Annotated in this window: 23 protein-coding genes; 13 read left to right on the top strand and 10 right to left on the bottom strand. The window is 62.5% G+C overall.

The features are described 5' to 3' along the window. Positions 1–13 precede the first annotated feature (13 nt). The 5 genes from SynMEDNS5_RS12100 (at position 14) to SynMEDNS5_RS12080 (ending at position 6,005) form a co-directional block, all read left to right on the top strand. The gene (locus SynMEDNS5_RS12100; RefSeq protein WP_186583590.1) at positions 14–1,192 is read left to right on the top strand and encodes a quinone-dependent dihydroorotate dehydrogenase; all 1,179 of its coding nucleotides are present in this window, start codon (positions 14–16) and stop codon (positions 1,190–1,192) included. Positions 1,193–1,243: 51 nt separating this feature from the next. Beyond that, positions 1,244–2,155: a hypothetical protein gene (locus SynMEDNS5_RS12095; protein WP_255440167.1), complete on the top strand. Its 912-nt coding sequence runs from the start codon at positions 1,244–1,246 to the stop codon at positions 2,153–2,155. After that, on the top strand, positions 2,155–2,847 hold the full coding sequence (locus SynMEDNS5_RS12090; protein ID WP_186583588.1) for a PilN domain-containing protein: 693 nt from the start codon (positions 2,155–2,157) through the stop codon (positions 2,845–2,847). The genes SynMEDNS5_RS12095 and SynMEDNS5_RS12090 overlap by 1 nt, the downstream gene beginning before the upstream one ends. Beyond that, a complete protein-coding gene (locus SynMEDNS5_RS12085) occupies positions 2,844–3,590 on the top strand; it encodes a hypothetical protein (protein ID WP_186583587.1) in 747 nt (248 codons plus the stop codon). Before SynMEDNS5_RS12090 ends, SynMEDNS5_RS12085 begins: the two co-directional genes overlap by 4 nt. A gap of 90 nt (positions 3,591–3,680) precedes the next feature. Continuing rightward, the gene (locus SynMEDNS5_RS12080) at positions 3,681–6,005 is read left to right on the top strand and encodes a type II secretion system protein GspD (RefSeq protein ID WP_186583586.1); all 2,325 of its coding nucleotides are present in this window, start codon (positions 3,681–3,683) and stop codon (positions 6,003–6,005) included. A 9-nt stretch (positions 6,006–6,014) separates the two neighbouring features. Here SynMEDNS5_RS12080 and SynMEDNS5_RS12075 read toward each other — a convergent pair whose 3' ends face one another. After that, a complete protein-coding gene (locus tag SynMEDNS5_RS12075) occupies positions 6,015–6,839 on the bottom strand; it encodes a pentapeptide repeat-containing protein (protein WP_186583585.1) in 825 nt (274 codons plus the stop codon). Positions 6,840–6,933: 94 nt separating this feature from the next. Between SynMEDNS5_RS12075 and SynMEDNS5_RS12070 the strand changes: the two genes are divergently transcribed. After that, the gene (locus SynMEDNS5_RS12070; RefSeq protein ID WP_186586004.1) at positions 6,934–8,043 is read left to right on the top strand and encodes a histidinol-phosphate transaminase; all 1,110 of its coding nucleotides are present in this window, start codon (positions 6,934–6,936) and stop codon (positions 8,041–8,043) included. Here the strand turns inward: SynMEDNS5_RS12070 and SynMEDNS5_RS12065 are convergent. Beyond that, on the bottom strand, positions 8,040–9,116 hold the full coding sequence (locus tag SynMEDNS5_RS12065; protein ID WP_186583584.1) for a glycosyltransferase: 1,077 nt from the start codon (positions 9,114–9,116) through the stop codon (positions 8,040–8,042). The two genes, SynMEDNS5_RS12070 and SynMEDNS5_RS12065, sit on opposite strands and share 4 nt — an antisense overlap. Before the next feature lie 55 nt (positions 9,117–9,171). Between SynMEDNS5_RS12065 and SynMEDNS5_RS12060 the strand changes: the two genes are divergently transcribed. Beyond that, positions 9,172–9,915 carry a hypothetical protein gene (locus SynMEDNS5_RS12060; RefSeq protein WP_255440166.1) on the top strand — a complete coding sequence of 248 codons (744 nt, stop codon included), beginning with the start codon at positions 9,172–9,174 and terminating at the stop codon, positions 9,913–9,915. Positions 9,916–9,917: 2 nt separating this feature from the next. Here SynMEDNS5_RS12060 and SynMEDNS5_RS12055 read toward each other — a convergent pair whose 3' ends face one another. Next, entirely contained in the window at positions 9,918–10,826 is a 909-nt protein-coding gene (locus tag SynMEDNS5_RS12055; RefSeq protein WP_186583583.1) for an NAD(P)-dependent oxidoreductase, read from the bottom strand. Positions 10,827–10,870: 44 nt separating this feature from the next. Here SynMEDNS5_RS12055 and SynMEDNS5_RS12050 point away from each other — a divergent pair, with 44 nt between their 5' ends. Next, a complete protein-coding gene (locus tag SynMEDNS5_RS12050) occupies positions 10,871–11,281 on the top strand; it encodes a hypothetical protein (protein ID WP_186583582.1) in 411 nt (136 codons plus the stop codon). Positions 11,282–11,294: 13 nt separating this feature from the next. On the opposite strand, the gene pgk is transcribed toward SynMEDNS5_RS12050, so the two are convergent. Further along, positions 11,295–12,503: a phosphoglycerate kinase gene (pgk, locus tag SynMEDNS5_RS12045; protein WP_186583581.1), complete on the bottom strand. Its 1,209-nt coding sequence runs from the start codon at positions 12,501–12,503 to the stop codon at positions 11,295–11,297. A gap of 100 nt (positions 12,504–12,603) precedes the next feature. On the opposite strand from pgk, the gene SynMEDNS5_RS12040 reads away from it, so the two are divergent. The 3 genes from SynMEDNS5_RS12040 to SynMEDNS5_RS12030 are packed head-to-tail and all read left to right on the top strand — an operon-like array spanning position 12,604 to position 14,845. Then, the gene (locus tag SynMEDNS5_RS12040; RefSeq protein ID WP_186583580.1) at positions 12,604–12,987 is read left to right on the top strand and encodes a universal stress protein; all 384 of its coding nucleotides are present in this window, start codon (positions 12,604–12,606) and stop codon (positions 12,985–12,987) included. Further along, positions 12,984–13,850 carry a ribosome biogenesis GTPase YlqF gene (ylqF, locus tag SynMEDNS5_RS12035; protein ID WP_186586002.1) on the top strand — a complete coding sequence of 289 codons (867 nt, stop codon included), beginning with the start codon at positions 12,984–12,986 and terminating at the stop codon, positions 13,848–13,850. Before SynMEDNS5_RS12040 ends, ylqF begins: the two co-directional genes overlap by 4 nt. After that, the gene (locus tag SynMEDNS5_RS12030; RefSeq protein WP_186583579.1) at positions 13,847–14,845 is read left to right on the top strand and encodes an RluA family pseudouridine synthase; all 999 of its coding nucleotides are present in this window, start codon (positions 13,847–13,849) and stop codon (positions 14,843–14,845) included. Before ylqF ends, SynMEDNS5_RS12030 begins: the two co-directional genes overlap by 4 nt. Positions 14,846–14,881: 36 nt before the next feature. On the opposite strand, the gene SynMEDNS5_RS12025 is transcribed toward SynMEDNS5_RS12030, so the two are convergent. From SynMEDNS5_RS12025 to SynMEDNS5_RS12015, 3 genes are all read right to left on the bottom strand, one after another. Further along, positions 14,882–17,431 carry a cellulose binding domain-containing protein gene (locus SynMEDNS5_RS12025; RefSeq protein ID WP_186583578.1) on the bottom strand — a complete coding sequence of 850 codons (2,550 nt, stop codon included), beginning with the start codon at positions 17,429–17,431 and terminating at the stop codon, positions 14,882–14,884. Between the two features lie 191 nt (positions 17,432–17,622). After that, the gene (locus tag SynMEDNS5_RS12020; RefSeq protein WP_186583577.1) at positions 17,623–18,315 is read right to left on the bottom strand and encodes a response regulator transcription factor; all 693 of its coding nucleotides are present in this window, start codon (positions 18,313–18,315) and stop codon (positions 17,623–17,625) included. Between the two features lie 4 nt (positions 18,316–18,319). Next, positions 18,320–19,924: an ABC transporter ATP-binding protein gene (locus tag SynMEDNS5_RS12015; protein WP_186583576.1), complete on the bottom strand. Its 1,605-nt coding sequence runs from the start codon at positions 19,922–19,924 to the stop codon at positions 18,320–18,322. A 58-nt stretch (positions 19,925–19,982) separates the two neighbouring features. Between SynMEDNS5_RS12015 and SynMEDNS5_RS12010 the strand changes: the two genes are divergently transcribed. Then, complete coding sequence (locus SynMEDNS5_RS12010; RefSeq protein WP_186586001.1) at positions 19,983–22,316, top strand: bifunctional (p)ppGpp synthetase/guanosine-3',5'-bis(diphosphate) 3'-pyrophosphohydrolase; 2,334 nt, start codon at positions 19,983–19,985, stop codon at positions 22,314–22,316. Between the two features lie 66 nt (positions 22,317–22,382). Here the strand turns inward: SynMEDNS5_RS12010 and SynMEDNS5_RS12005 are convergent, their stop codons facing one another. Beyond that, positions 22,383–22,832, bottom strand: a complete 450-nt coding sequence (locus SynMEDNS5_RS12005; RefSeq protein ID WP_186583575.1) for a DUF2062 domain-containing protein — start codon at positions 22,830–22,832, stop codon at positions 22,383–22,385. Between the two features lie 77 nt (positions 22,833–22,909). Between SynMEDNS5_RS12005 and mnmE the strand changes: the two genes are divergently transcribed. Continuing rightward, entirely contained in the window at positions 22,910–24,292 is a 1,383-nt protein-coding gene (gene mnmE / locus SynMEDNS5_RS12000; RefSeq protein ID WP_186583574.1) for a tRNA uridine-5-carboxymethylaminomethyl(34) synthesis GTPase MnmE, read from the top strand. 6 nt (positions 24,293–24,298) lie between these two features. On the opposite strand, the gene def is transcribed toward mnmE, so the two are convergent. Beyond that, on the bottom strand, positions 24,299–24,832 hold the full coding sequence (gene def, locus SynMEDNS5_RS11995) for a peptide deformylase (RefSeq protein ID WP_186583573.1): 534 nt from the start codon (positions 24,830–24,832) through the stop codon (positions 24,299–24,301). 24 nt (positions 24,833–24,856) lie between these two features. Further along, positions 24,857–26,446: an NCS2 family permease gene (locus tag SynMEDNS5_RS11990; protein WP_186583572.1), complete on the bottom strand. Its 1,590-nt coding sequence runs from the start codon at positions 26,444–26,446 to the stop codon at positions 24,857–24,859. Between the last annotated feature and the right edge of the window lie 59 nt (positions 26,447–26,505).

Below are 26,505 nucleotides of genomic sequence, written 5' to 3'. Positions count from 1 at the left end.
AGCAGGAAACCAGATGGCCCAGTCGTCATCGTCCGGGGCGTTGTCCACCGCAGGTTTCTATCGCCGCTGGCTGGGCCCCGTGCTGGCCAACGATGAGGGCGTTGATGCCGAACAGCTCAGTCGTGCGGCCTTGCAGGCTCTCGCTCAACTCAGCCTTCGGCGTCGATGGCCCGGAGTCTCCGGAGTGCTGGAGGGAATCGGTGCGGAGCTTCAACGCAAAGACATGCGCCTGGAACAGGTGCTGTTCGGCTGCCGCTTCAGCAATCCAGTGGGCCTGGCGGCTGGCTTCGACAAGAACGGTGTCGCCGCCGGGGTGTGGGATCGCTTCGGGTTTGGCTTTGCGGAAGTGGGAACCGTCACCTGGCATGGGCAACCAGGCAATCCGCGACCGCGGCTGTTCCGGCTGGCCCAGGAGCGGGCCGCTTTGAATCGCATGGGCTTCAACAATGGGGGTGCGGAGGTGCTGCGCCGCACGCTTTTGCGTCAAGCTCTGCCGGCTCGGGGTCAGCGCCCGGCGGTGCTGGGGATCAATTTCGGTAAATCCAAAATCACGCCCCTCGATCAGGCGGCCGACGACTATGCCTCGTCGCTTGAGCTGCTGGCGCCCCAGGCGGATTACGCCGTGATCAACGTCAGTTCTCCGAATACTCCAGGTCTGAGGGACCTGCAGGACGCTTCGCAACTGCGGCGCCTGGTGGAGCGTCTGCGCCGTTTGCCCGGCTGCCCGCCCCTGCTCGTGAAGATCGCCCCCGATCTGGAGGATGACGCCATCGATGGTTTAGCTCGCCTTGCTTATGAGGAGGGCCTCGCGGGGGTAATCGCCGTGAACACCAGCCTGGACCGTCTTGGCCTGGAGCAGCGTGTGATCGCCCAGACAGGGCGCACCCTGGCGGAGGAGGCTGGGGGCCTCAGCGGCGATCCCTTGCGTCGACGGGCTTTGGAAGTGTTGCGGCGGTTACGCGCCACCGCCGGACCTGCGCTTCCCCTTGTCGGTGTAGGCGGAATCAGCACGCCGGAAGTGGCCTGGGAGCGGATCACGGCTGGTGCGTCCCTGATTCAGCTGTATACAGGTTGGATTTATGAAGGCCCCGATCTGGTGCCCCGGGTTTTGGAGGGACTGCTGCAGCAGCTGGACCGCCATGGATTCCGCCATATCAGTGAGGCGGTGGGGAGCGGCGCCCCATGGCGCTAGCGGATACCCTTCCGGCAGGTCGTTGATGACGCCGGTAGGGGGGCAACCGTGGTGCTGGCAGGACTGAATGATCGCTTCCCCGCGCTTGAGGGCTGGATTCGTCAGGCCCAGGCCCTGCTGGATCCCGTGCGGGTCGTGCTGGCCCCATCCGACGATGTTCTCACACTCACCTGGAGCATGCAGGGAGAGCAGCAGGTCACCAGCGTCCCGCTTCCCCAGGATCTGGTCCGCGCTGGGGTTCCCTTGCAGCGCGAGGTGCTGGGTGACACCCTGGCTGATCTGCTCCTGGATCAGGGATTGGTGGCAGTACAGGTGGAGGTGGAGTTGTTGCTGCCCTTGCCGTGCTGTCAGTGGCGGCGGCTTCAGGGAGCGGCGGCGGCCACGCTCAGCAATGGTGATGATCTGCGGGCGCTTGGCCCAGACCTGGGCTGGTCTCTCTCGCTGCAGGAGAGTTACCTGGACCTGCTGCCTGACGCCAGCACTGAGACGGTGATGGTGGTGGGTGTGGAGCGCTTGGTGCTGCAGGCCTGGCTGGACACCCTGGCTTTGGCCGATCTCAGCGTGCGTCGGGCTGAATGGCTGCTCTGTGCCGCCTGGAGGGGACTGGCCTGCTTGCACGAGCAGGACCTGCAGCAGCCTCTGATCTGGTTGGTGGAGCACAGCGGCAGCTGGCGTCTCCTGCTGCTGTTGCATGGATGGCCTGAGTTGGATGTTGCCCTGGAGGCCAGGGATCTGGCGGCCTTGCGCGTGGAAGTGCTGGGGTTGGTGAATGCCTGGATGGAGCAAAACTGTGAACCAGGATCTGCAGCCCTGCCCCTGCCGGGCTGGCGCGTGACAGCCGATGCTTCTTGGAGAGGCTGCTGGGGAGACAGCCATGACTCGCTCACGCTGGGGCCATTGCTTGGGGATGCCGAAACGTCCCTGGTGGAGCTGGCGCTGATGGCGCCAGCGGAGGTGCCGTGATGAGCCGCCAGCAGCAGCGTTTGCCAGATCTGTTGCGCGAACGGCGCTTGGAGCTTGGTCTCCCCCAGGACTCCCCACAGTTGGTGCCCAAGGGGCCTCTGCTGCTGCGGGGGGCGTTGTTGGGAGGGGCGGCCGTGGGTGTTGCGTTGGCCTTTGTGGTTGGCTTGGGCTGGATTGAGGCTGCTCAGAAGCGCGAGCTGGAGACGCTGTTGCCTTTTGAGCGTCAGGTCCGCTCCCTTGAAGGCCAGATCAAGACGAACAAAGGCAAGTTGTCCTCTCTTAAGAGGGACACGCTTCAGATCGCCGAGCAACTCGTGGCGGTCCCCGCAGGATCGCCTTTATTGGAGCAGCTGCGGCGCGTCACTCCCGCCGGCATCCAGCTGGAGGACGTGTCGGTTCAAAGCGACCGGATCAAGGTTTCTGGTAAGGCTGCCGTGGGAACCACTCCGGGGCCTCTGGAGCGCATCAATGCTCTGGCCATCACCTTGGCGCGCCTGCCCATCTCCCAGGCAGACGGTGTGAAGGTGCTCAAGCTCACCCGCGAGGATGGTGACACCCCGGTGGTGAACTTCAGTCTCGACTGGGGGCTTGACCCCAAAGCGCGGCCGTCGATCAAGCAGTTGGAGGCTTTGGGTGCTGATGGGCTGGCCGAGCGCTACCGGTTGCTTGAGCAGCAGGGAGTGCCGCTGTGACCAACCTCAGTCCGGATCAATCGGTCTGGCGCCGCCGGTTTAGCCGGGGGCGGATTCTGGTGGGTGCGCCTGCGGCCTTCGGGGTGGTGCTGGCTGGGGCGCTGTTCGCCGGGCTGGCTTGGCCGCGGCTGGGGGTGATCGAAGAACAGCGCCAGCGCATGGATGACTTGAAGGCCAAAGAGGCATCCCTGCCCCAGTTGAAACTGCAGCGCACCAAAACCCAAGTGGAGTTGCAGAAAGCGCAGCAGCAGCAGAGCTTGCTCATTGAACTGGTGGCTGGTCAGGGGGAGATCGACACGTTTCTTGCTCAGCTCAGCCGCGAGTCGGCTGCCACCGGAGTAACGATCACGCTGTATGAGCCTGTGCCGGCTGTCTCTGCGGATGCCCCCTCGGAGGCAACGAACAAGGCGTCCAAGCCAGGACAGACTCAGGGGAAAGGCAACAAGCAGGCAGCACCAAAGGACCCCCTTGCCAAGCTCGGGTACCAGAAAACGGCGGTTCTGCTCCAGGCGGAGGGCCCCTATCCCGGCTTGCTCGCTTTTCTGAGGCGGATGGAGGCGTTGAAATTGCTGGTGCAGCCCAGCGACCTGGAATTGGTGGCTATTGACGATGCTTCCCAGGCGTCTGACGAAGACGATCAACAACCCGCTGGGCCACCACGCACTCAGCTGAAGCTGAAGCTGACGTTCTTCGACAAAACCGCAGTGCCGGTTGACCAGAAGGCAGAGTCAACGCCCTCCTGAACTGCTGGTGAGTTCTCGTTGTTGAGGGCTGGTTGGGTCGAGATTCGATCGATACCATCCGCCCATGGTTTGTGGCAGTTCGGCCCGGGTATGCGATTTCCTCCTTCCCGGCTGACGGCCCTTGTGTTGATGGCTGGCCTCTCGGCTGCCGACGTGGGGGGACTCGATGGGCTGATGAAGAACGTCTCCCGTCAGGCTCAGGCGCAGGGTTCCCTGGCATTGCGCGTCCGCCGTGGCCCAAGCGGTGTGGAGGTGGTGGTTGAGGGTGTTGGCGCCCAGCCGGTGCTGCAGCAGCGCCTCAACGGCGGGGTGTGGGAGGGGCGTCTGCAGACCCAGGGTCAGCCGGGGGTGCGCAATGGTGGCCAGCAACTGGCCGATCCAGGCGCGAGCCTGGCCAAGGTGGCGATCAGTGGCTCGGGGCAGACCTATCAATTGGAAGTGGTGCCGGTGCCGGGGCAGACGCTGCAGGAACCGGTGGTGAGTGCCGATGGCAGAAATCTGATTCTTCAGTTCAACGGTCTGACCACAGCGCCCACCCTGCAGACGGGGCGCCTGGATCTGAACACCCCCGGGACTGTGCCCCAGGAGCGTTACGCCCCACCCCTGCGTCCCCGCGCCGTGGCACCGCCGCTAGGAGACATGGCCGTGGGCACGATGGTGCTGCAGAACCGCAGCTTCGTGAATGTGAGCGGACCGCCGGTGACGCTCACCTTGAACAACGCCCCGGCGAAAGACGCTTTGATGGCCCTGGCCCGCTTGGGGGGGTATGGGTTTGTCTTTGTCGGTGAAGACCCGGCAGCCAGTGGTTCTGCGAACCCGTCGTCGGCCAGCGGCACCGTGTCGATGGCATTCCAGAACGAGAGTTATGCCCGTGCCCTGAATGGGGTACTGCTGGCTTCAGGTTTGCAAGGCAAGTTGGACGGCCGCACATTGCTGGTGGGTAAGGCAGCTGCGACCAAAACCTTTGGACCGCAGATGTCCAAGGTGATTCGGCTGAATCAGGTGAGTGCCCGCTCCGCTGCGGAGTATCTGGGCAATCTTGGGGCAACATTCAATCTGACCAATACGATCACCACCACAACTGGAGAGCCCGCATCCGCGGGGACAGCGCAGCTTAGTAACCAGACATCACAGACCAATTCAACACTATTGGAGAGTGAAAGTTTCGGTGCCTCCACCGGACCTCTGAGGGGCCTCGTTGTCACGACTGATTCACGCCTTTCGACTGTGACGTTGGTCGGCGATTCTCAGCTTGTTTCCATTGCCGAAGGCTATCTAAAACAGATCGATTTGCGCCAAAGGCAAGTTGCCTTGAGCGTGAGGATTCTGGATATTGCATTATCCAATGATTCGCAAATCAATAATAGTTTTGCCTTCCGCTCTGGTAACGCATTCATTGTGAGCGAGAATGGGCAATTACTTGCTAATTTCGGAGCCTACAAGCCGCCTGGTAGTGAGCAGGGCGGCTTGCCGGGTCGATATAGCGCTGCCGAAGGAACAACTCCTGTTCCGGGTACGGGCTCTTTGGACGGTGGTGCAGGGTTTGTTGACAGTCCAACATCGCCATTTCCGCTTCCTGGCTCAGGCACACGTATTGGACCAGAGGGTACATTTGAGCGAGGGCCCTTTCGGCCCGATTTTGGAACGTTTGATAATCCACTGCAGCCCGGAATTGACGAAATTGATGAGGATGGGCGAGTTACATACAGGTCGCCCACGCGTTTTCAGTATCCGGTCAATCAGTTTTTCGACTTTCTGACGGCTCAAATTCAGTCGTCGTCGACCAAGCTCTTGGCCAGTCCGACTTTGATTATTCAGGAGGGATCTGAGTCCGCCCAGGGTTCCGACTCGTCGAAGATTTCCGCTGACGGAAAAGTTGGTCGTGAGCAGTCTAACGAGGCTTTAGTTTCCGTTGGCACGAAACTTGTAACCTCTTTTGAGGTAAAACAGGATGAGAACGGAAATGCTTTTTGCGTGCCTGTCTTTGGCAATGCTGGTCTAACATTTGGTGCAAGAGTTGAGAAGATTGATGATAATGGTTTTGTTACATTCTCGTTGTCTCCTGAAATCTCAGCTGAAGTCGGGTCCACGGAGCAAATTGGTAATTGTGGAAACATCAGTATTATCAACAGCCGAACGCTTGATACTGGAAAGATTCGCGTTCGAGATGGGCAGACACTCATCCTCACCGGTGTGATTTCCGACACTGATGTCCAAGCTGTTACGAAATGGCCAATCCTTGGAGATATTCCATTCATTGGCCAATTTTTCAGAAGTTCGAGTGGTGATCGCAGGAAGAATGAGCTTGTTATCCTCGTCACCCCACGCATCATTGATGACACCCAGGGAGGAAGTTATGGCTATGGCTATCGCCCTTCCCTACCGGCCGCGCGGCAGATCATGAGCGGCTCTTAAGCGGCGCTCTTAGAACCCCAGCCCCAGTGGAACAAGGGCTTTAGCTGCAATCGGTGCCAGCATGCGCAGTCCGGCCATCGCCCCCTGCAGGAACTGGCCGCCCATGCCTTTCCCTTCGTTCGGTGCGTCGCTCTCAAAACGTCGCTTGTTCACCGAGTCGGCAGCAGCCATCAGTTGGTTCGCCCAGTCCTGGGATCCTTTCGCTTGATACAGCGAAGCCGCATAGCGGAAATCGGAGGCGGCCAGCTCGTCTTTGGCCTGTTCGCTGCGGCTGATGCCCCTGGCCACCCAGCTGAGGGGTTCATTGGGATCGCTGCGGATCGCATCACTGAACATCTGCTCAGCGTCCGGCCAGCGTCCGGCTTGAAAGGCCGTAACGCCGGCGTTGTGCAGGGCCGCGTGGCTGCGCGACCCAGTGGCAATCCCCTGCGCTCCCTGCCAGTGGGCTTCTTCTAGGGCCCGGGGGCTGAGCCGAGCACCACTGAGATCCGCGTCTCGCAGGTCGGTGCCGTAGAGCTTGCTGCCGGTGAGGTCGGCGCCGCGCAGGGAGGCACCGCGCAGGCTGGTGAAACTCAGATCTGCATTTCTGAGGTCGGCCCCATCCAGCTGGGCCTGACCCAGGTTCGCGCGCATCAATTTGGCGTCGCGCAGGCTGGCGTCGCGCAAATCAGCGTGCACGAGATCGGCATCGGCGAGGCTGCAGCCCTCACAACTTCGCTCGTGCAGCACTTTGATCAGGGACTCATTGGCGTGTGCTTCCGCATTCACCATCAACGCGGTGCCCAGCATCAGGCCCCAAGGTGCCCAGCGAAGTCGGCAGGTGGATCGAGGCATCACGCGGGCTCAGCGAGCTCCCGGGTTGTATCGGTGTCTGCACCCGTCGTCGAGGCTTGCTGGGCAGGATGGATCTGTGTATTCGGCAGTCGCTTTGGGCCCCAGACCACCGACCCATGGCGGCAATCTCAGTCAGGAAGCCGCGCGGATGGGCCTGAGGCCCGGGCAATTGCTGGATGCCAGCGCCTCCCTGGTTCCTTTTCGACCTCCGTCTCTTCTGCTTAGGGCTCTGGAACGAGGCATCCGTGGTGGTGCCCTGCGTGATTATCCAGACCGCAGCCAGAAGGAGCTGCGAGGGGCCATCGCGGCCTGGCATGTGATTGATGCTGACGCGGTGCTGCCTGGCAATGGCGCTGCCGAGCTGTTCACCTGGGCGGCCCGTGATGCTGCGGCGTGTGGTGTGAGTGGCTTGCTGGAACCAGGCTTTGCGGACTATCGCCGGGCGCTGGCCTGTTGGGGTGGTGCTGTTCAGGGCCTGCCTATGGACCTGAGCTGGTCCGGCCAGGGGGCCGAGCCTTGGCCGGTGCTGATGGATCAGCACGCCCAGGCTCAGGTGCTTTGGATCACCAATCCCCACAACCCCACAGGGCAGCTCTGGAGCCGCGCGTCCCTGGAGCCGCTTCTGGCTCGTCATCGCCTGGTGATCTGCGATGAAGCCTTCCTGCCCCTAGTGCCGGAGGGTGAACGGCAAACGTTGATACCGCTCGTCGCCGAATATCCCAACCTGGTAGTGATCCGCAGCCTCACCAAGCTGTTTGCGGTGGCGGGGTTGCGACTGGGTTATGCCATCGCTGCGCCTGAGCGGCTTCAGCAGTGGAGTCAGTGGCGCGATCCCTGGCCAGTGAATGGTTTGGCGCTCGCCGCTGGCACCGCTGTGATGGCCGACCAACAAGGCTTCGAGCGCTGGCAGCAGCGCGTGCAGCACTGGGTGCGCAACGAGGGTGCTTGGTTGCAGCACCAGTTGCGCCAGCTCCCTGGCCTGAACCCACGCCCCTCCAGCGCCAACTATCTGCTTGTGGAGGGCCAAGCGTCGTTGCTTGCGGTGCGCGAACAGGTGGCTCAGCGTGGCGTGCTGCTGCGCGATTGCCGTTCGTTCGAGGGCCTGGGGGAGCGCTGGCTGCGGATTGGTCTTCAGGATCGCCGCGGCAATCGCAGGATCCTGAAGGCGCTGCGCGGCGCCCTGCGGCATCAGCCTTTGGCTTAAGTCACCAGCCCCTGCAGCAACGCGGCCAGCTGCTGATCAGCATCCGCTTCCGCCAAGGTGCGCATCGCTTGCGCCATCGACACCAGCGGATCAGCGGCTGGATCGCAGCCCCGCAGTCTCGGTCCGAGCAAGCGCCAAAGGGTCTGGCGCAGAGCTGGTTCGGTGGGCGTGTGTTGATGCACGATCACCGCAGCTCCCAGAGCGGCGGCGCAGGCGGCGTTGGCATCCTGATGGCGATCCGCGGCCTGGGGAAACGGCACCAGCACGCTGGGTGTGCTGCTAACGGCGAGTTCACTCAAACTGCCTGCCCCGGCCCGGCTGATGGCCAGATCGGCATGCTGCAGCAGCGCTGGAATGTCATCGCTGAAGGGTCGTTCGGCGAACCCGGGATGCTCGATGCTGTTCACATCGGGATCGTTGCTGCCGGTGAGATGCACCACCCGGCAGCCTTCGCTCAGCAGCATGGGCAGCAGGGGGCGCACCATGCGGTTCAGTCCCAGCGCGCCTTGACTGCCGCCCATCACCACCAGGAGTGGCCCTGGACCCTGGGGGACCCAGTCAGGCAGTGACTGGGTCTGAAGAAAGCTGTTGCGCACAGGCGTTCCGGTCACGATCGCCTCGCAGCCGGGGATGCGCCTGGCGGCGGCCGGCAGACCGATGGCCACCTTTGTGCAGGCGCGTCCCAGCAGCCGGGTCACCCGGCCGGGGATGGCATTGGATTCATGCAGCACCACCGGAACGCCGCTCCAGCGGGCGCCGAGGATGGCCGGGGCGGCGATGTAGCCCCCCGTTGTGAACACCACGTCGATGCCGTTGCGTCGGATCAGCCTGCGAACGTCGCGACTGGCCGCCAGCAGGCGGAGCAGCTGAATCACTTTCTTCAGGCCCCGCCCCTGCAAGCCGCCAGCCTTCACGGTGGTGAGCGGGTAACGCTCGGGAACAAGGGTGGTTTCGAGCCGATCCGGTACCCCGAGCCAGCGCACGGTCCAGCCGTCCGGAAGTGCATCCGCAACCGATAAAGCTGGAAAAAGGTGTCCGCCGGTGCCGCTGGCGGCAATCAGAAGCCGGGGCATGAGGGGCGGATCATAAAAACGGGGCTTAACTTAAATGGATTCCAGAGGCAGCTTCATGGTCCCGTTCCTGCGTGTCGCAATGGCGTCATGGATGTGCGGGACGGCGCTGTTCACAGCGCTGCCGCTGCGGGCTCAGACTGGAGCCGATCTCAGCAGCCGTCTGCAGCAGGCACTCAATGCCGACGACAGCAGCAAGCAACTGGAGGCGTTGATGCTTCCAGAGCAGGCGAGCGCCCTCGCTGATCGCTTCCGCCGCTTCACTGGCAGGTTCCCGGAAACCCGTTGGGCAGTCAGGGGCGGTCAGCTTTTGGATGATGGCCGCCAGACCGTGGAATTTGCGGTGAGTGGGACCCGCCAGCAGGACGGACTGAGTTACTCCTTTCAGGCCCAACAGACGGTTGCCCTCGCTTTGGAGAACGGCCTGATCGCTGATCAGGAGATCCTCAGCGATCAATCGGTGCTCACCAGTGCCAGCAAGCCCCTGCCGATCTCACTGCTGATTCCAGACACTGTGCTCACCGGCAGTCGTTACGACGTGGATGTGGTGGTGGATCAGCCCCTCGGTAAGTCGTTGCTGGCCGGAGGACTGATCTCCGTGACGCCGCAGCAAGTGCTGGAGCAGCAAAGCCCTGACATCCAGTTGCAACCGTTGGGCGGCGGCGGTCTTTTCAAGTCTGTGCAGGCTCCTTTTCAACCGGGATCGCAGGTCTGGGCTGCTTTGCTGGTGCATCCCGATGGCGTTGTCACGGTGAGTAAGCGGGTGCAGGTGGTCGACGACCGCAGCAAGCTCAAGCCCTGACATCACACCCTGGGCAGGTGTCTGCGCAGAGCTGACACATCAGCGTCACCCAGGCCTGCGTCCATCAGGGTCTGTTCCTGAGCCTGCACAGCCTGGGTGATCGGTAGGTCCAGACCGGCCTCGGCTGCTGCGTGAAGAGCGATGCCCAGATCCTTGTGATGGAGCGCCAGCTTGAAGCCGAGTGGATAGTGATCGATGAGCATGGCGTTGGATCGGTGCTCGAGGGCCCAGGATCCGGCGGCGCCGTGCTGGAGAGCATCCACCACCTGCTGCATCGGCAGCTGCAGGTGCTGCCCGAGGGCGATGGCTTCCGCTACGGCGGCATAGCTGCCGGCCACCAGCACCTGGTTCACCGCTTTCACCTGTTGGCCGCTGCCAACAGCGCCGAAGTGGTGAATCGAGCCACCGATCGTCGCAAGCAATGGCATGGCGCGATCCAGGTCGGCGTCGTTGCCGCCACAGAGCACGGTGAGCGTGCCGGCGTTCGCCCCTTCCGTTCCTCCGGTCACGGGGGTGTCGAGATAGCCCACGCCTCGTTTTGCCAGGCGTTGTGCCATTCGCTGGGATGTGGCTGGGCTGATGGTGGAGCAGTCGATTACCAGGCTTCCTTCCACGAGTGCAGGCCCCGCACCGTTTTCGCCCCAGAGCACAGCTTCCACGGCGGCGTCATCACTGACGCAGAGCATGAGCGCCTGGCATCCCTGAACAGCATCAGCGGGGGACGCGCAGCAGAGGGTCGCTGCGGCTGGGTCCCCTTGATGCAGGCTTGGATCGTTCTCGGCGCTGCGGCTGCGGGTGTGCACCTGCAGTGGATAGCCCGCACGGTGCAGGTTGGCGGCCATCGGTCGGCCAAGGGCACCGAGGCCTATGAAAGCGAGTCGACTGGGTGCTTTGAGATCAGATCCGGTCATGGTTTACGCCCATCTCAGTCAGATCCTGGCGAACCGGCCAACGCATGCTTCCTTGCGCCCTGCTGGTTGCGTTGAGTCTTCAGGTCGGTCACGTGCAGGCCGAGCTCAGCCAGCACCCGCCGGGTTGGGAACGGCTTCAACCAGCGCAACAACGGGAGCTTGCCCAGGTGCGACGACGGTGGGAGCTGGAAAGCCACAGCCGCCGGGTGTTCATCCTGCAGATGTCGGAGCGCTGTATCCGTTCTGCTTTCACGGCGGAGGCCTATCGCGCTTGTAAACGCAAGGAACGGCAAGAGACATTCGCGCTGCGTCTGGAAGGCCTGGAGCACATCAACGCCCTGCGCACGCACTACGGCCTGGCTCCCCTGCTGGATCCGCAACTGGACCTCAGGCCGCCTCAGTTCTCAGTGCTACCCATCAAAAAAGCCGCCCCGTCAGGGGCGGCCACAGCATGAACTTGTGCGCGAATCAGGCGGCGTCGTTGAGGGCGGCCACACCAGGCAGAACCTTGCCTTCCAGCAGTTCGAGGCTGGCGCCGCCACCGGTGGAGATGTGAGACATCTTCTCGGCCAGACCGGCCTTCTCAACAGCAGCTACGGAGTCACCGCCGCCGATGATCGTGCAGCAGCCCTTGCTGCTCAGCTCAGCCAGGGTGGTGGCGATGGCATTGGTGCCGTTGGCAAATTTTTCAAATTCGAACACACCCATGGGGCCGTTCCAGATCACGGTCTGACAATCCGCCAGTGCTGCCTGGAACACCTTCACGGCATCGGGACCGATGTCCAGACCCATCCAGCCATCGGGAATGGCGGTGACATCAGCCACCTGGCTGTTGGCATCAGGGGCGAAGTTGTCGGCCAGCACCACGTCGGTGGGCAGCAGCAGCTCAACGCCCTTGGCCTTGGCCTTGGCTTCCAGCTCTTTGGCCAGTTCAAGCTTGTCTTCTTCCACCAGGCTCTTGCCCACCGAGAGGCCACGGGCCTTGTAGAAGGTAAAGATCATGCCGCCGCCGATCAGCACCTTGTCGCACTTGTCGATCAGGGCTTCGAGCACGCCGATCTTGGAGCTCACCTTGGAGCCACCCACGATGGCGGCCAGCGGACGCTTGGGCTCATCCACGGCACCCTGGAGGTACTGAAGCTCCTTCTCCATCAGGAAGCCGGCAACGGCAGGCTTGAGGAACTTGGTCACGCCCTCGGTGGAGGCGTGGGCGCGGTGGGCGGCGCCGAAGGCATCGTTCACGTACACCTCAGCCAGGCCAGCGAGCTTCTCGGCGAAACCTGCGTCGTTCTTTTCTTCTTCGGCAAAGAAGCGCACGTTCTCCAGCAGCACCACATCGCCATCAGCCATGGCAGCCACCTTGGCCTCGGCATCAGGGCCGATGCAGCTGTCGGTCTTGGCCACCGGCTTGCCCAGCAGCTCGCTCAGACGGGTCGCCACAGGGGTGAGACGCATAGCGTCGTTCACTTGGCCCTTGGGACGGCCGAAGTGAGCGGAAAGAATCACTTTGGCGCCCTTGCCGATCAGGTCGTTGATCGTGGGAAGGGCGGCACGGATGCGGGTGTCGTCGGTGATCGCACCTGCATCGTTCAGGGGCACGTTGAAATCAACCCGCACGAGAACGCGTTTGCCGCTCAGGTCACCGGTGTTAAGGCCGGCCAGGGAACGCTTCGCCATGGGGTTGTGTCGTGCGGTAGGAAAACGGGGTGAGGTTAACCCGAGTTCCCGCCCAGTGGCGCTAGGACTAGTAGAGCGCTGTCTGCAGGAGGCCGTCGCGATGTTTGAAACCGTTCTGTTCCCGATCGATCAGAGCCGGGAGGCTGTGGAAACGGCTAGTAAGGCGCTTGAGCTGGCGCGTAGTCACAACAGCCGACTCGTCGTGCTTTCGGTGGTGCAGCCCGAGCGGCCGGAGATGCACGATCCTGAAGCAGTGGCCTTGCTGTTGGCGGAGGCCAGATCCCGTTTTGAGCAGGCGGGGGTGGTCTGCGAGGTGGTGGAGCGTGAAGGCAAACCGGCGTTCGTGATCTGCGATGTGGCCGACGAGTTGAATGTGGATGTGATCGTGATGGGAACGCGGGGCGTGAATTTGCAAGCCGAAAGCGGCAGCACGGCATCGCGGGTGATTCAGTTGGCCCCATGCCCTGTGTTGGTGGTGCCGTGAGTTCACCGCCGATTCAGTGGTATCCGGGCCACATCGCCAAAGCGGAGCAGCAGCTCAAGCGCAATCTCGACAAGGTGGACCTGGTGATCGAAGTGCGTGATGCGCGCATTCCCCTGGCGACGGGGCACCCTCATCTCAATCGTTGGATCAGCGGCAAGCAGCATCTCCTGGTGATCAACCGGCGTGACATGGTCACCCCTGAAGCACGTGTTGCATGGGAAACCTGGTTCAAAGCCCGCGGCCAGCGCACTGTGTGGTGCGACGCCAAGGCGGGCACCGGTGTGAAGCAGGTGCAGCAGGCAGCGATCCGCGCCGGCGATCAGCTCAATGAGCGGCGGCGCAACCGCGGCATGCGTCCACGTCCGGTGCGGGCGCTCACTCTGGGGTTCCCCAATGTGGGCAAATCGGCCTTGATCAACCGGCTTGTCAAACAGAAGGTGGTGGCCAGTGCCCGGCGTGCCGGTGTGACCCGCACGCTGCGCTGGGTGCGTCTGGGCCAGGATCTGGATCTGCTTGATGCGCCCGGGGTGCTGCCGCCGCGGTTGGATGACCAGCAGGCTGCGCTCCATCTGGCGTTGTGCGACGACATCGGCCAGGCCGCTTATGACGGCGAGCTTGTGGCCCAGGCGTTTCTGAATCTCCTGAAGGGATTGCAGCCGCAGGAGGCCTCAGGCGTGGGCTTGGCGCTCCTGGAGAGCCGCTATGGCGTTCCTTTGGACGGGACTACCGAAGATCCTGCCTACTGGCTGGAGGCGGTGGCGGAGCGTCACACTTCAGGGGACACAGCGCGGATGTCTCAACGGCTTCTTGATGATTTCCGTAAGTCGGCATTGGGCAGCATTGCCCTGGAGCTGCCGGCATGAGCCCCGTCTGGCGCAGGCCGCCGCTGCCGGAGGAAACCTTCACGAGCAGCTTTGGCGAAGGGGAAGGCGAGCTGGTGACGCTGATCTACCCCAAACCACTGCCGATGCGTTTGGACCGCTGGTTGGTGAGTCAGCGCAGCGAGCAGAGCCGCGCCCGGATCCAGAAATTCATTGATGCCGGGTTTGTGCGCGTGAACGGCAGCACCGGCAAGGCCAAAACCCCCCTGCGTCAGGGCGACGAGGTGCAGCTTTGGATGCCTCCGCCCGAGCCCCTTCCCTACCTGAAGCCTGAGGCCATGGATCTGGATGTGCTCTTCGAAGACGAGCACCTGATCGTGATCAACAAACCGGCCGGCCTCACCGTGCACCCCGCCCCTGGCAACAAGGACGGAACCCTGGTGAACGGTCTGTTGCACCACTGTCCCGACTTGCCGGGGATCAGTGGCAAGCTCAGGCCGGGGATCGTGCACCGGCTCGACAAGGACACCACAGGCTGCATTGTGATCGCCAAATCCCAGGAGGCACTGGTGAAGCTGCAGGTGCAGATTCAAAAGCGCATCGCGTCGCGGGAGTACCTGGCCGTGGTGCATGGGGTGCCGGCAGGAGACAGCGGCACGATCGTGGGGGCGATCGGCCGCCATCCCGCCGATCGCAAGAAATACGCGGTGGTGAGTGGTGAGAACGGGCGCTATGCCTGCACCCACTGGAGCTTGCAGGAGCGGCTTGGTGATTACTCGCTGCTGCGTTTCAAGCTCGACACCGGGCGTACGCACCAGATCCGCGTGCATTGCGCCCACATGAATCATCCGGTGGTGGGGGATCCCACCTACAGCCGCTGCCGCAAGCTGCCGATGGAACTCCCCGGTCAGGCCTTGCACGCTTTTCAGCTCGGTCTGGATCACCCGATCACGCGGGAGCGGATGCTGTTTGAAGCCCCGATCCCGCCGGTGATGGACAAACTGTTGGCGGTGCTCAGGCGCCGGCATGCAGCCTGAGCACGATCCCTGCCGGAGATCCCCTGTGCTCCTGGCCTAGACCACCACCAGCTCGCTGTTCAGCGCCAGCAGGATCTCAGGGGTCAGTGCACCGTCGCTGGTACCGGTGTCATCCGATCGCGCGTTGAAGCCCACGCTGATGGTTTCACCGGCCTCGATGGACTGTCCCCAGGCGGCACCCGTGAGCTCGTAGCGGTACAGACCATCCTCAAGCCTCTCGGTCTGGATCGTCGCCCCCCAGCTGTTTCCATCAAACTGATGAGGGCTGATGAAATTCAGTCCCCAGTTGTCAGTGCGTTGCGCGCCAACGTTGGTCACCGCCAGTGAGGCCGTCAGACCTCCCCACCAGAGATCTCCGCTGATCTCGACAGCAAGCGATGCACCAGTGATTGGATCGTTGGTTGTGGACTCCGTCTCAGTGGAGGGAGATGGAGTGCTCGGAAGCGATGGTGTTTCGGTCAGTCCAGTCCCTGCTGGTGCCTCCAGAGACTCCAGTTGACTGCTGAGTGGGTTTCCCAGCGTCACGATCGACTGGAAGTAGTTGATCACCGTGTCATCACTCACCTCCAACGCAGGCCACTGCGGCCAGTCGAAGGTGTCATTCATGAAGGGCTGCTGCTGATCCCAGCCCAGCACCGTCAGGTGGTTGATGTCGTGGTTGATCGCCACGCCTTCGATGTCGAGGAAGCCATGGGTGCGGCCATGCATCCAGCCGCCGTAGTGGGGCTCCATTTTCAGGGTGTTGACGAAGGTGTCCACGAGCGCATTGCTGCGCAGATGGCTGGCGAAGCCCTCATGGCCGAAGGTTTCAACCATCGCCATCACCGCATCGGTGTCGCCTTGGCGGGCGGTGCGTTGGATGTCCGCCAGGATCTGCGGGTTGTAGGTCTCATCGGCGATCCACCCCACCTTGGCTCCCTGCATCGCGTACCAAAGGCCAACCCCCTTGGTGTCATCGCCCCAGGCCTGCGCGTTGTTGGTCAAACCCTGGGCATAGGCCCACTCACCAACCGCCTCGAGCTCAACCGCCTCAAGGCCGGCAAAGGCGCGCAAGCCGTTGTAGGCCTCCATCGCTTCGGTGGTGATCGCCGTGCGGCCCCCCACCAGTTCGTTGTGCTCGGAGTTGTTGTTAGAGCCATGGAAGCTCCCCCAGGTGGTGATGTCCGTGTAGCGGCCAGCCATCGTGCTGTGGTCATGGGGCATCGAAGTGTTTTCAGCAGCGTTGGCATCACCGAGCACTTCATCGTGCGCTTCAGAGGGCGTTAGCACCGATTCGCCCATGGGCCTTTCAGCAATCAGCATGGCTTCGGTCAAGGCGCCATCTCTGCCGAGATCGACGCTCTGAGAGCCATTGATTGGATCGTTGGTTGTGGACTCCGTCTCAGTGGAGGGAGATGGAGTGCTCGGAAGCGATGGTGTTTCGGTCAGTCCAGTCCCTGCTGGTGCCTCCAGAGACTCCAGTTGACTGCTGAGTGGGTTTCCCAGCGTCACGATCGACTGGAAGTAGTTGATCACCGTGTCATCACTCACCTCCAACGCAGGCCACTGCGGCCAGTCGAAGGTGTCATTCATGAAGGGCTGCTGCTGATCCCAGCCCAGCACCGTCAGGTGGTTGATGTCGTGGTTGATCGCCACGCCTTCGATGTCGAGGAAGCCATGGGTGCGGCCATGCATCCAGCCGCCGTAGTGGGGCTCCATTTTCAGGGTGTTGACGAAGGTGTCCACGAGCGCATTGCTGCGCAGATGGCTGGCGAAGCCCTCATGGCCGAAGGTTTCAACCATCGCCATCACCGCATCGGTGTCGCCTTGGCGGGCGGTGCGTTGGATGTCAGCCAGGATCTGCGGGTTGTAGGTCTCATCCGAGATCCACCCCACCTTGGCTGCTTGCATCGCATACCAGAGGCCAACGCCTTTGGTGTCATCACCCCAGGCCTGCGCGTTGTTGGTCAAACCCTGGGCATAAGCCCACTCACCAACCGCCTCGAGCTCAACCGCCTCAAGGCCGGCAAAGGCGCGCAAGCCGTTGTAGGCCTCCATCGCTTCGGTGGTGATCGCCGTGCGGCCCCCCACCAGTTCGTTGTGCTCGGAGTTGTTGTTAGAGCCATGGAAGCTCCCCCAGGTGGTGATGTCCGTGTAGCGGCCAGCCATCGTGCTGTGGTCATGGGGCATCGAAGTGTTTTCAGCAGCGTTGGCATCACCGAGCACTTCATCGTGCGCTTCAGAGGGCGTTAGCACCGATTCGCCCATGGGCCTTTCAGCAATCAGCATGGCTTCGGTCAAGGCGCCATCCCTGCCGAGATCGACGCTCTGAGAGCCATTGAATCCCACGCGAATCTCCCCTCCTGCGGGAATGCTTTGTCCCCAGGAGGTTCCCGTGAGTGTGTAGCGGCTGAGGCCATCCCCCAGGGGTTCACGGGTGATCTCCACCCCCCAGGCTTCAGGGTCCAGGTCGTGGGCACTGATGAAACTGGTGCTCCAGCTCTCCAGCGGCTGGTCGGAGGGATTGCGTACGGTGATTTCAGCAGTGAAACCACCCCACCAGAGGTCTCCGCTAACGGAAACCTGCAACGTGTTGGAAGGGGGCATGGGTTGAAGGAGGCATCAACCGCTTCAGTTCAGCGGGAAAGGATGCAGCAAATGCAACGGGCCGCCATTTCTGTGTGACCAGAAGCAACCGTGATGCGGACTGAATGCGGTGGTTCGGCTCACCCATTCAGATCTGTAAGGCCGTGATTCACCATCCTCCAAATGGGGGGTTTGCACACCGTGCCTCTGGTTCAGGGCATCAGTCCCCGCCGCAGGGCGGATGACACCGCGCTGGCGCGGTTGTTCACCTCCAGTCGCAGCATGATCTCGCTGAGGTGATCTCTCACGGTGTTGCTCGAAATCTGAAGCTGTTGGGCGATGTCCCGATTGCTGAGACCGTCCGCCACGAGAGTCAGAATCTCCAGTTGCCGGCCTGAGAGCGTCTTGTTGCTGGTGTGCGTCGCTTCAAAGTCGGCTTGCAGCCTTGGATCTTCGTAGCGCGAACCCTCCCTGAGGGCTGTCAGCGCCTGAATCAGTGCACCTGAACGCTTCTCCACACTGCGCTCGTCCAACAGGGAATCCACCTCAAGCTGACGGGCGATCTTCAGGGTTTCAGCGCTGGGGCGGTTGAGCAGCAGCAGACTGCGATGGCTGGGGATGAGCCGTCGACAGTCGCCGAGCAGCGACAGTCCCGAGCCATCGCTCAAGCGTTCGGACACCAGGATCCAAGGAACGGTGGCCATGGTTTCGAGGTGGCCCAGAGCGTCGGCTCTGCTCTCAACAAACACCCGTTGCCGTCGGCTGTGCATTCCGGCTAGTCGTGCCATCTGTTTCACAGCGAACAGATGGGGATACAGGCAGATCAAAAGATCCTGATCTGCGATCAGTGCCCGGATCGACCGCGCACGCTCCAGATCACTCCTCAAGGACGTGCCAGCGGCCATAGCGTCAGACCGGCAGCCGCGGACAGGCATCCACCAGGGTTCGCGTGATCTCTGCCTTTGGGTTGCTCAGCAGTTGATCACCTGGACCGCTCTCCACGATGTGGCCGTGATCCAGCACGATCAGGCGGTGACAGAAGCCGCTGGCCACCGAGAGGTCATGGGTGACGAAGATCATCGCCAGCCCCAGCTCCTGCTGCAGTTGGCGCAGCAGACCCAGCACGTCGGATTGGATTTCCGCATCCAGCATGCTGACGCTCTCATCGCAGATCAGCACCTTCGGGTCCAGGGCCAGCGCCCTTGCGATCGCTACCCGTTGCTGCTGGCCCCCGGACAGCTGGCGAGGCAGGCGGTTCTGAAAACGTTCCGCTGGTCCCAGGCCCACCCGTTCCAGTAGCTCCCGGGCCCGTTCCCTCGCCGAGGCACGGGATTCCAAGCCATGAATCAGCAGAGGATCGGCGATGGCATCTGCCACCGTCATGGCGGGATTGAGGCACGCCAAGGGGTCCTGAAACACCATCTGGATGGAGCGACGCATCGCTTTGGCATCCCGTCCCCGGGACAGCAGCAGGTCCCGTTCGAACAGCTGCACTCGTCCTCCGCGAATGGGTGTCAACCCCATCAGAGCGCGGCAGAGCGTGCTTTTGCCGCAGCCGGATCCGCCCACTACTCCCAGGGTTTCGCCTGCTTTCAGCTGAAAGCTGACCCCATCGACCGCCTTCAACCAGTTTGGGGCCCAGGGCGGCCCGCCCAGGTTGTGCCAGCAGCGCAGCTCCTGCACGTTCAGCACCATGGTTGCTGAAGGGGCTGCCGGGGTTGCCCCCCCCTCCCGAGCTCGGGCCGCCGCCAGCAGTCGCTGCCCCACCCGCGAACTTGGATAGGTGAGCACCACGTCGCTGCGATTGATTTCCGCCACCTTGCCTCCGTCCAGCACTGCCATGCGTTCACACCAGCGGTGGGCCATGGCCAGGTCGTGGGTGATCAGCAGCAGGGCGCTGCCGAGGTCGTCACAGAGTTCACGCAGGGCGGCCATCACCTGACCGGCCACAGCCACATCCAGGCTGGTGGTGGGTTCATCAGCGATCACCAGGGGTGGGCGCAGAACAATGGCCAAGGCGATGGCCAGGCGCTGGCGCATGCCGCCGCTGAATTCATGGGGGTAGGCCTTGAAGCGTTCAGCACCGATGCCCACCTGTTCCAGCAGCTCTTCGGCCCGTTGCCGCCTCGATGGTGCGTCCATCTCCGGATGGTGGGCCCTAAGGGTGTCCAGAAGATGCCCCCCCACAGTCATCAGGGGATTGAGCCGGGTCATCGGGTCCTGGAACACCAGGCCGACCGAGTCTCCCCGGAGTGCGCGCAGATCGGGAATCGCCAGGCGGCGCGGATCATGGCCATTGAGAGACAGGCCTCCCTCGCAGCGGCTTCCCTGGGGCAGCAGTTGTATGGCAGCACGGGCAACGGTGCTTTTGCCGCAGCCGGAAGGCCCTACCAGCGCCAGCCGCTCCCCGGCTTCCAGGCGTAGATCCAGGCCGTCGAGGGTCCAGGCGGGGCTGCCCGGGTAACGCAGGCGCAGCTGTTGGAGTTCCAGAACGGCCCCAGGTGCGTCGGTCATGGCAGAAGGAGGCGCTGGGGCTGACGGCTACATACCATGGATTGAACTGCCAGGACGGATGCTCAACGCCACCTCCGCACCGGATGTTCAGCCGATCGACCAACGATCGACTCACCCCGCTTGCGGTTTGGTGGCGTTACGCGACCGTCAGATCCGCTCTCCAGACGATTACGGCATCGAGCTGCCGCCCTGGCTGCGTGAATGCATCAACCATGTCCCCCCGGGGATTGGCCATAGCTGCCCGACCGATTCCGAGGCCTTGCTGGCCGCGGCTTTCGATTTCGCTTTCCAGCTTCACGAAGGGCAGTTCCGCGCCAGTGGTGACCCTTACATCGTGCACCCTGTGGCTGTGGCTGATCTGCTGCGCGATATCGGTGCCAGTGCCAGTGTGATAGCCGCCGGCTTCCTTCACGATGTGGTGGAAGACACCGATGTGACTCCAGAGCAGCTGGAGAGTCATTTCGGCCCTGAAGTGAGGGAGCTGGTGGAGGGCGTCACCAAGTTGGGTGGACTTCACTTCACCAATCGCACCGAAGCTCAGGCAGAAAACCTGCGCAAGATGTTTCTGGCCATGGCCAGCGACATTCGCGTTGTGTTGGTGAAACTGGCTGATCGCTTGCACAACATGCGCACCCTCGGGGCCTTGCGTGAGGAGAAGCGGCAGCGCATTGCCCGTGAAACCCGCGAGATCTATGCCCCATTGGCTAATCGCCTTGGGATCGGCCGCTTCAAGTGGGAACTCGAGGATCTCTCGTTCAAGCTGCTCGAGCCCGAGGCCTTCCGGGAGATGCAGCAGGAGGTGGCCACCAAACGCAGCGAGCGGGAGGAGCGTCTTGGTGTAACGGTGCAGCTGCTCAGTGACAGGCTGGCGGCGGCGGGTCTTGAGAACTGCGAGGTGAATGGACGACCCAAGCACCTCTATGGCATTTGGACCAAGATGCAACGCCAGCAGAAAGCCTTCCACGAGATCTACGACGTGGCGGCCCTGCGCATCCTCACGCCGAGCGTGGAAGCCTGCTATCGAGCTTTGGCTGTGGTACACGACACCTTTCGCCCCATCCCAGGACGATTCAAGGACTACATCGGTTTGCCCAAGCCCAACGGTTACCAGTCGCTGCATACGGCGGTGATTGGCCGGCATCGGCCCATCGAGGTGCAGATCCGCACCCTCGAGATGCACCAGGTGTCGGAGTTCGGGATTGCCGCCCACTGGAAATACAAGGAGGGAGGCTCACCTGCCGCAGGGGGCGACACCGAACGCTTCAACTGGCTGAGGCAACTGGTCGACTGGCAGCAGGAGGGAGGTTCTGATGATCACAACGACTATCTCGCTTCCATCAAGGAAGATCTCTTCGATGAGGAGGTGTTCGTGTTCACCCCCAAGGGTGATGTGCTCGGTTTGCGCAAGGGGTCAACAGCTGTGGATTTTGCGTATCGCATTCATTCCGAGGTGGGTAATCACTGCCATGGCGTGAGGATCAACGATCGCCTCTGCCCGCTTTCCACACCACTGCAGAACGGCGACTTCATCAACATCCTCACCAGCAAAACCGCCCACCCCAGCCTCGATTGGCTCAACTTCGTGGCCACGCCAACGGCTCGGAATCGCATCCGCCAGTGGTACAAGCGCAGCCATCGCGATGAAACGATTCAGCGCGGCAAGGAGCTGCTGGAGCGGGAGTTGGGGCGCAACGGTTTTGATGCATTGCTCAACAGCGAAGCGATGACGCGTGTCGCTGAGCGTTGCAATCTGCATTGCACCGACGATCTCCTGGCTGCCCTCGGTTTCGGTGCAGTTACTCTCCATCAAGTGCTCAATCGGCTGCGGGAAGAAATTCGCCTGCAATCGGAGGCAGAGGCCCAACCCCTCAGCAATGAGGATGTGGCTCGAAAGCTGGTGGAACAAGCTGAATCAACGCCGGCTCGGCAAGACCATGCCGGCGTCATGCCGATACTCGGCGTGGAACGGCTTGACTATCGCCTCGGCGGTTGCTGCAGCCCGCTCCCCGGTGAGGCGATTGTGGGCACGGTGGCACTCGGCAACCATGGCATCACCATTCACAGGCAAGAGTGCGCGAATGTGGAGGCGATTCCAAGTGAACGACGTCTGCCGGTGCGTTGGAATCCGGCGAACGACCGCAATGGTCAGCGCTTTCCTGTGCAGTTGCGAATCGAGGTGATCGACAGGGTGGGCATTCTCAAAGACATCCTGATGCGTCTTTCAGATGGATCGATCAACGTCAGCGATGCCCGAGTTAAAACGGCCTACGGCAAACCGGCCCGCATCGATCTGCGTGTAGAGCTGGCTGGAGCCGATCTGTTGCAGCGCACCATGGATCAAATTCGCTCGATGGCGGACGTGCTCGACATTGCCCGTACTGGCCAGAGCTGAGTCGTTTGAGCGGTTGGGGGGCCAGCGTTGAGGCGATCAGGGCCGCCGGCAGCATGGCGCTGATGTTCATGACCCGGCGCGCTGCAGCCAGCGCAGGCTCAACCACCAGCCCAGTGCGGCACAGACAGCACCTGTGATGGTCGAGCCCAGTGCCAGACGGGTCAGAACGCTCCAACCCACGTCGCTGAAGCCCTCCTGGCGCACCGCGTCGAACCCTGGCCAGGGCCGTCCCGGACCCAGCACCAGCGATCCCACTCTGAAGTTGAACCAGTAAAGGGGCACGTAGGTGAAGGGATTGCTGATCCAGGTCCCGGCTGCGGCCAGAAGGTGATTGCCGCGCACCACACTGGCCAGGGCAATACCCAGAAGTGTTTGGAAGCCAAAGATCGGAAAGCAGCCGCAGAAGATCCCTGCAGCCAGTCCACGGGCGCGTTGGCCGGGTGTGCCCTCCTGTTGCCACAGCCACTGCAGCGCGTCTTGCACGCGTTGGCGTGCCTCCGTCAGCATTCGGCCCATGGGAGTCGACTGCGGTCCCTTCACCGCCTTGAAGGGTGTAATCGTAGGAAGGAGAGCAAGGGCTGGTGAGCCGCTCGATGCAGGAGATCAACCGAGACGCGCAGACGATTGCCGCGGTGGCCACCGCGGTGGCTCCTGGACAGGGGGGGATCGCCGTGATTCGACTTTCCGGTCCCCAGGCTCAGGCCGCAGTGCAGTCCGTCACGCGCATTCCTGGCCACCAGTCCTGGGAGAGCCATCAGGTGCTTTACGGCCATGTGTTGGCGGCGGCAAGCGGTGAGCGGATTGATGAAGTGCTGGTGCTGTTGATGCTGGCGCCGCGCAGTTTCACAGGGGAGGACGTGGTGGAGATTCACTGCCACGGCGGGGTGATCGCCGTGCAACGGGTGCTGGCAAGGGTGCTTGAACAGCCCGGGGTGCGTCGCGCGCTTCCGGGAGAGTTCAGCCAGCGGGCTGTGCTCAACGGTCGCCTTGATCTCACCCGTGCGGAGGCCATCAGTGATCTGGTGGCGGCGCGCAGTCAGCGTGCTGCTCAGCTGGCGATGGCCGGCGTGGATGGGGGAATTCAGAAACGGATCACGGTCCTGCGTGAACGCCTGCTGGATCAGCTCAGCGAGTTGGAGGCCCGGGTGGATTTCGAGGAGGACCTGCCACCGCTGGATGGAGCGGACCTGCTCGAGGAGTTGCAGATGGTGCGTGGCGAGCTGTTGCAGCTGGTGGAGGACGGTCAGGTTGGTGCCGCTCTGCGCAATGGGCTGAGAGTGGCCTTGGTGGGACGTCCGAATGTGGGCAAGAGCTCCTTGCTCAATCGGCTCAGCCGTCGGGAGCGGGCGATCGTGACGGACCTGCCCGGCACTACCCGTGATCTGTTGGAGAGCGAGATCGTGCTGGAGGGGGTGCCGATCACCCTGCTCGATACCGCTGGCATCCGGGCGACGAGCGATGCGGTGGAGCGGCTCGGCATTGCCCGCAGTCACGACGCCCTGGTCAGTGCTGATCTGGTGCTGCTCCTCTTTGATCTGAGCGTGGGCTGGACGCCTGATGATGAAGCCCTTCGGCAACGCATCCCCGCCGCGGTGCCCTATCTGCTGGTGGGCAATAAGCTGGATCTTGCTGGCACGGATGCCCTCGCGCGGCCCAACGGCTCTGCTGTCGATATCCGTCTCAGTGCCAGCACCGGAGCTGGGGAGGCTGAGCTGGTGCAAGCCATGTTGGAGCGTTGTGGAGCCCTCACAGACGGCTCCCTGCTGCTGTCCCTGAACCAGCGCCAGGGTGATCTGGCTCAGCAGGCAGCCGATGCCCTGGCCCGCAGTGCGCAGGTGGCGGCCGACGGCTTGCCCTGGGACTTCTGGACGATCGATCTACGTCAGGCGATCCATAGCCTCGGTGAAATCACTGGGGAGGAGCTCACCGAATCGGTGCTCGATCGGATCTTCTCCCGTTTCTGTATCGGCAAGTGACCCCCCTCAGGGGATCCGTCCGTCCGACAGCAGCTCGGCTTCAAATCCAAAGGCCGTGGGATCGCGCAACCGATCCGGGAACAGCACGCCATCGAGGTGGTCGCATTCGTGTTGCACCACACGGGCATGGAATCCTTCCAGCTCTTCCTGATGAGAGCAACCGTTCGAATCGCGCCAGGCGAGGCGGATCCGCTGCCAGCGCTCCACCTCGCCGCGCAGCCCTGGCACACTGAGGCAGCCTTCCCAACCGGCGGTGGTTGCGTTGCTCAGCGGTGTGATCTCGGGGTTGATCAGCACCCGCTCCGGCACTGGCGGTGCCTGGGGGTAACGGGGGTTGGCCCCCATGCCCACCACCACCACCCGCCAGGGCTCATCGATCTGCGGAGCAGCCAGCCCGGCGCCGGAACGGGCTGCTTTCGTTTCGAGGAGGTCGTCGATCAGTGTTTGCAGCCGCTGGGTTCCGAACACCTCACCCTGGATTTCACGGGCTCGTTGGCGCAGGGCCGGGTGGCCAAGCCTGAGCACGGCGCGGATGGTCATGGCAGCGTTTGGGAAAAAGCGTCATCACGCCTCAGTCTGTTTCGGGAGCCAGTGGGCGATCAGCATCACCAGGGTGACCGCTCCATAGCCGATTGCCCATGGTTGTCCCGTGCCCCAACCGAGATTGAGCGTGGTGTCGGACACGCTGAAAGTCCAGGCATGGATGACTCCGAACCAGGCAAGGAGGGATGCAAGAGCGCTCATGGCTGCTGCTGCGAGGAATCGTTGTTCGATGACGTTCACGAGCATTGCGGCCAGGAGCATGGCGGTGATGATCTGACCTTGCTCCAGTGCAAAGAGTCCATCGGCCCAGACATCAGCCCCGGCCAGGGTCTTGACGAGGTCTGGGCCAAACGGTTGTTCAGCTGTGCCTGCACCACCGGCGCGTAATCCAGCTTTCAACAGGTGTGCTCCCCAGCCGGCAAGGCCAGGGAGTAGGCCCAACACCACCGCAGGCGCGTGGCGCAGGGGAGTGGCCTGGAAGGCCTGAGCGCTGACGGCGAGACCCACATACAAAACAATCGCCATACCCGCTTCGATGGGGATCACTTCCGCCATGAGGCCAAACAGACCCAGCAGGCAGCCTGAGGCCATCACCAGGCCATTCAGCACCGAATATCCCGACCGGGCACCGAGGGCTTTCCAAGCGGGGTGGCCGATGTAGATCGTGGTGGGGAAACAGGATCCCAAAACGGCCGCGACAAGGGTTCCGATTCCGTCAATCAGCAAGGCGGGCCTGGCGGGATAGCGATCCCCTGCCGCCGCCGCACTTTCAAGATTCTGAAGGGAGCCGATCACATTGAATAGCCCCATCGGCAGGATGATTCCAAGCCAGGGAATCAGCTCGCCACGCCCCTGCCAGAGCGTGCTGAGCTGAAGGGTGGGTAAGTGAAGGCCTACCGCAGCAAAGGCAGTCCTGACCGCCTCATGATCGAGCTGGATCCTGCCGCTTGCCCACGCCAGCATCGCTCCGATCAGAACGGCACTCAGGCCCGTGGGTAGGGGCCAACGAACCCTGCCGAAATAGCCCACGAGAATCACTGCCAGGCTGCTCAGCCCGATCAATGGGAAGGAATACGTGCGCAGAAAAAAGGCCAACACGAGAAAGCCCAGCGCAATGCCCGCCAGAGTGGAGAGCAGCGCCGCTCGAGGAAGCCAGCGCTGCAGGCGGGTCACCGTGAAAGCTCCTGCAACTTCGATCAGGCCGGATCCAAGGCAGGCCATCACTCCTGCCTGCCAGGAGCGCGTGATGGCTTCGGTCTCGCTCAGTCCACTCCCGAGAGCAGCCAGCTTCACGGGCAACATCACTAGAAAAACGTAGGCCAGCAGGCTGATGGTGTTGATGCCGTAAGGCAGGGCCGTGCAATCGTCCCGCTGCTCTCGCCGGGCCAGTTGAAGGGCCTGATTGGCGTAAGCCAGATTGCCTACCAGCAGGCTGATTCCTGTCGCAGGCAGGATCACAGCGAAAAGAAGGCTGTCGGGATAACCGAGCACCGTCCTGCACAGCCCGAGGATCAGAAGGATCTGAATCAGGTTGTCGAGCCCCAGAGCGAGAAAGCCATCCAGGTCGCCGGGCCGCCAGCTACCGAAAAGGCGCAGCGGGAATCCAGCCATCACGAGCCCTTCACGAGTGCATGCTCAGCTTGGTCCAGCGAGGCGAGGGTGCCTTTCAG

Origin of the sequence: Synechococcus sp. MEDNS5, assembly GCF_014279875.1 — a bacterium.
GTDB lineage: Bacteria > Cyanobacteriota > Cyanobacteriia > PCC-6307 > Cyanobiaceae > Synechococcus_C.
Note: the sequence above shows the minus strand (reverse complement) of the source record. Positions and strands in the feature narration are given on the sequence as shown.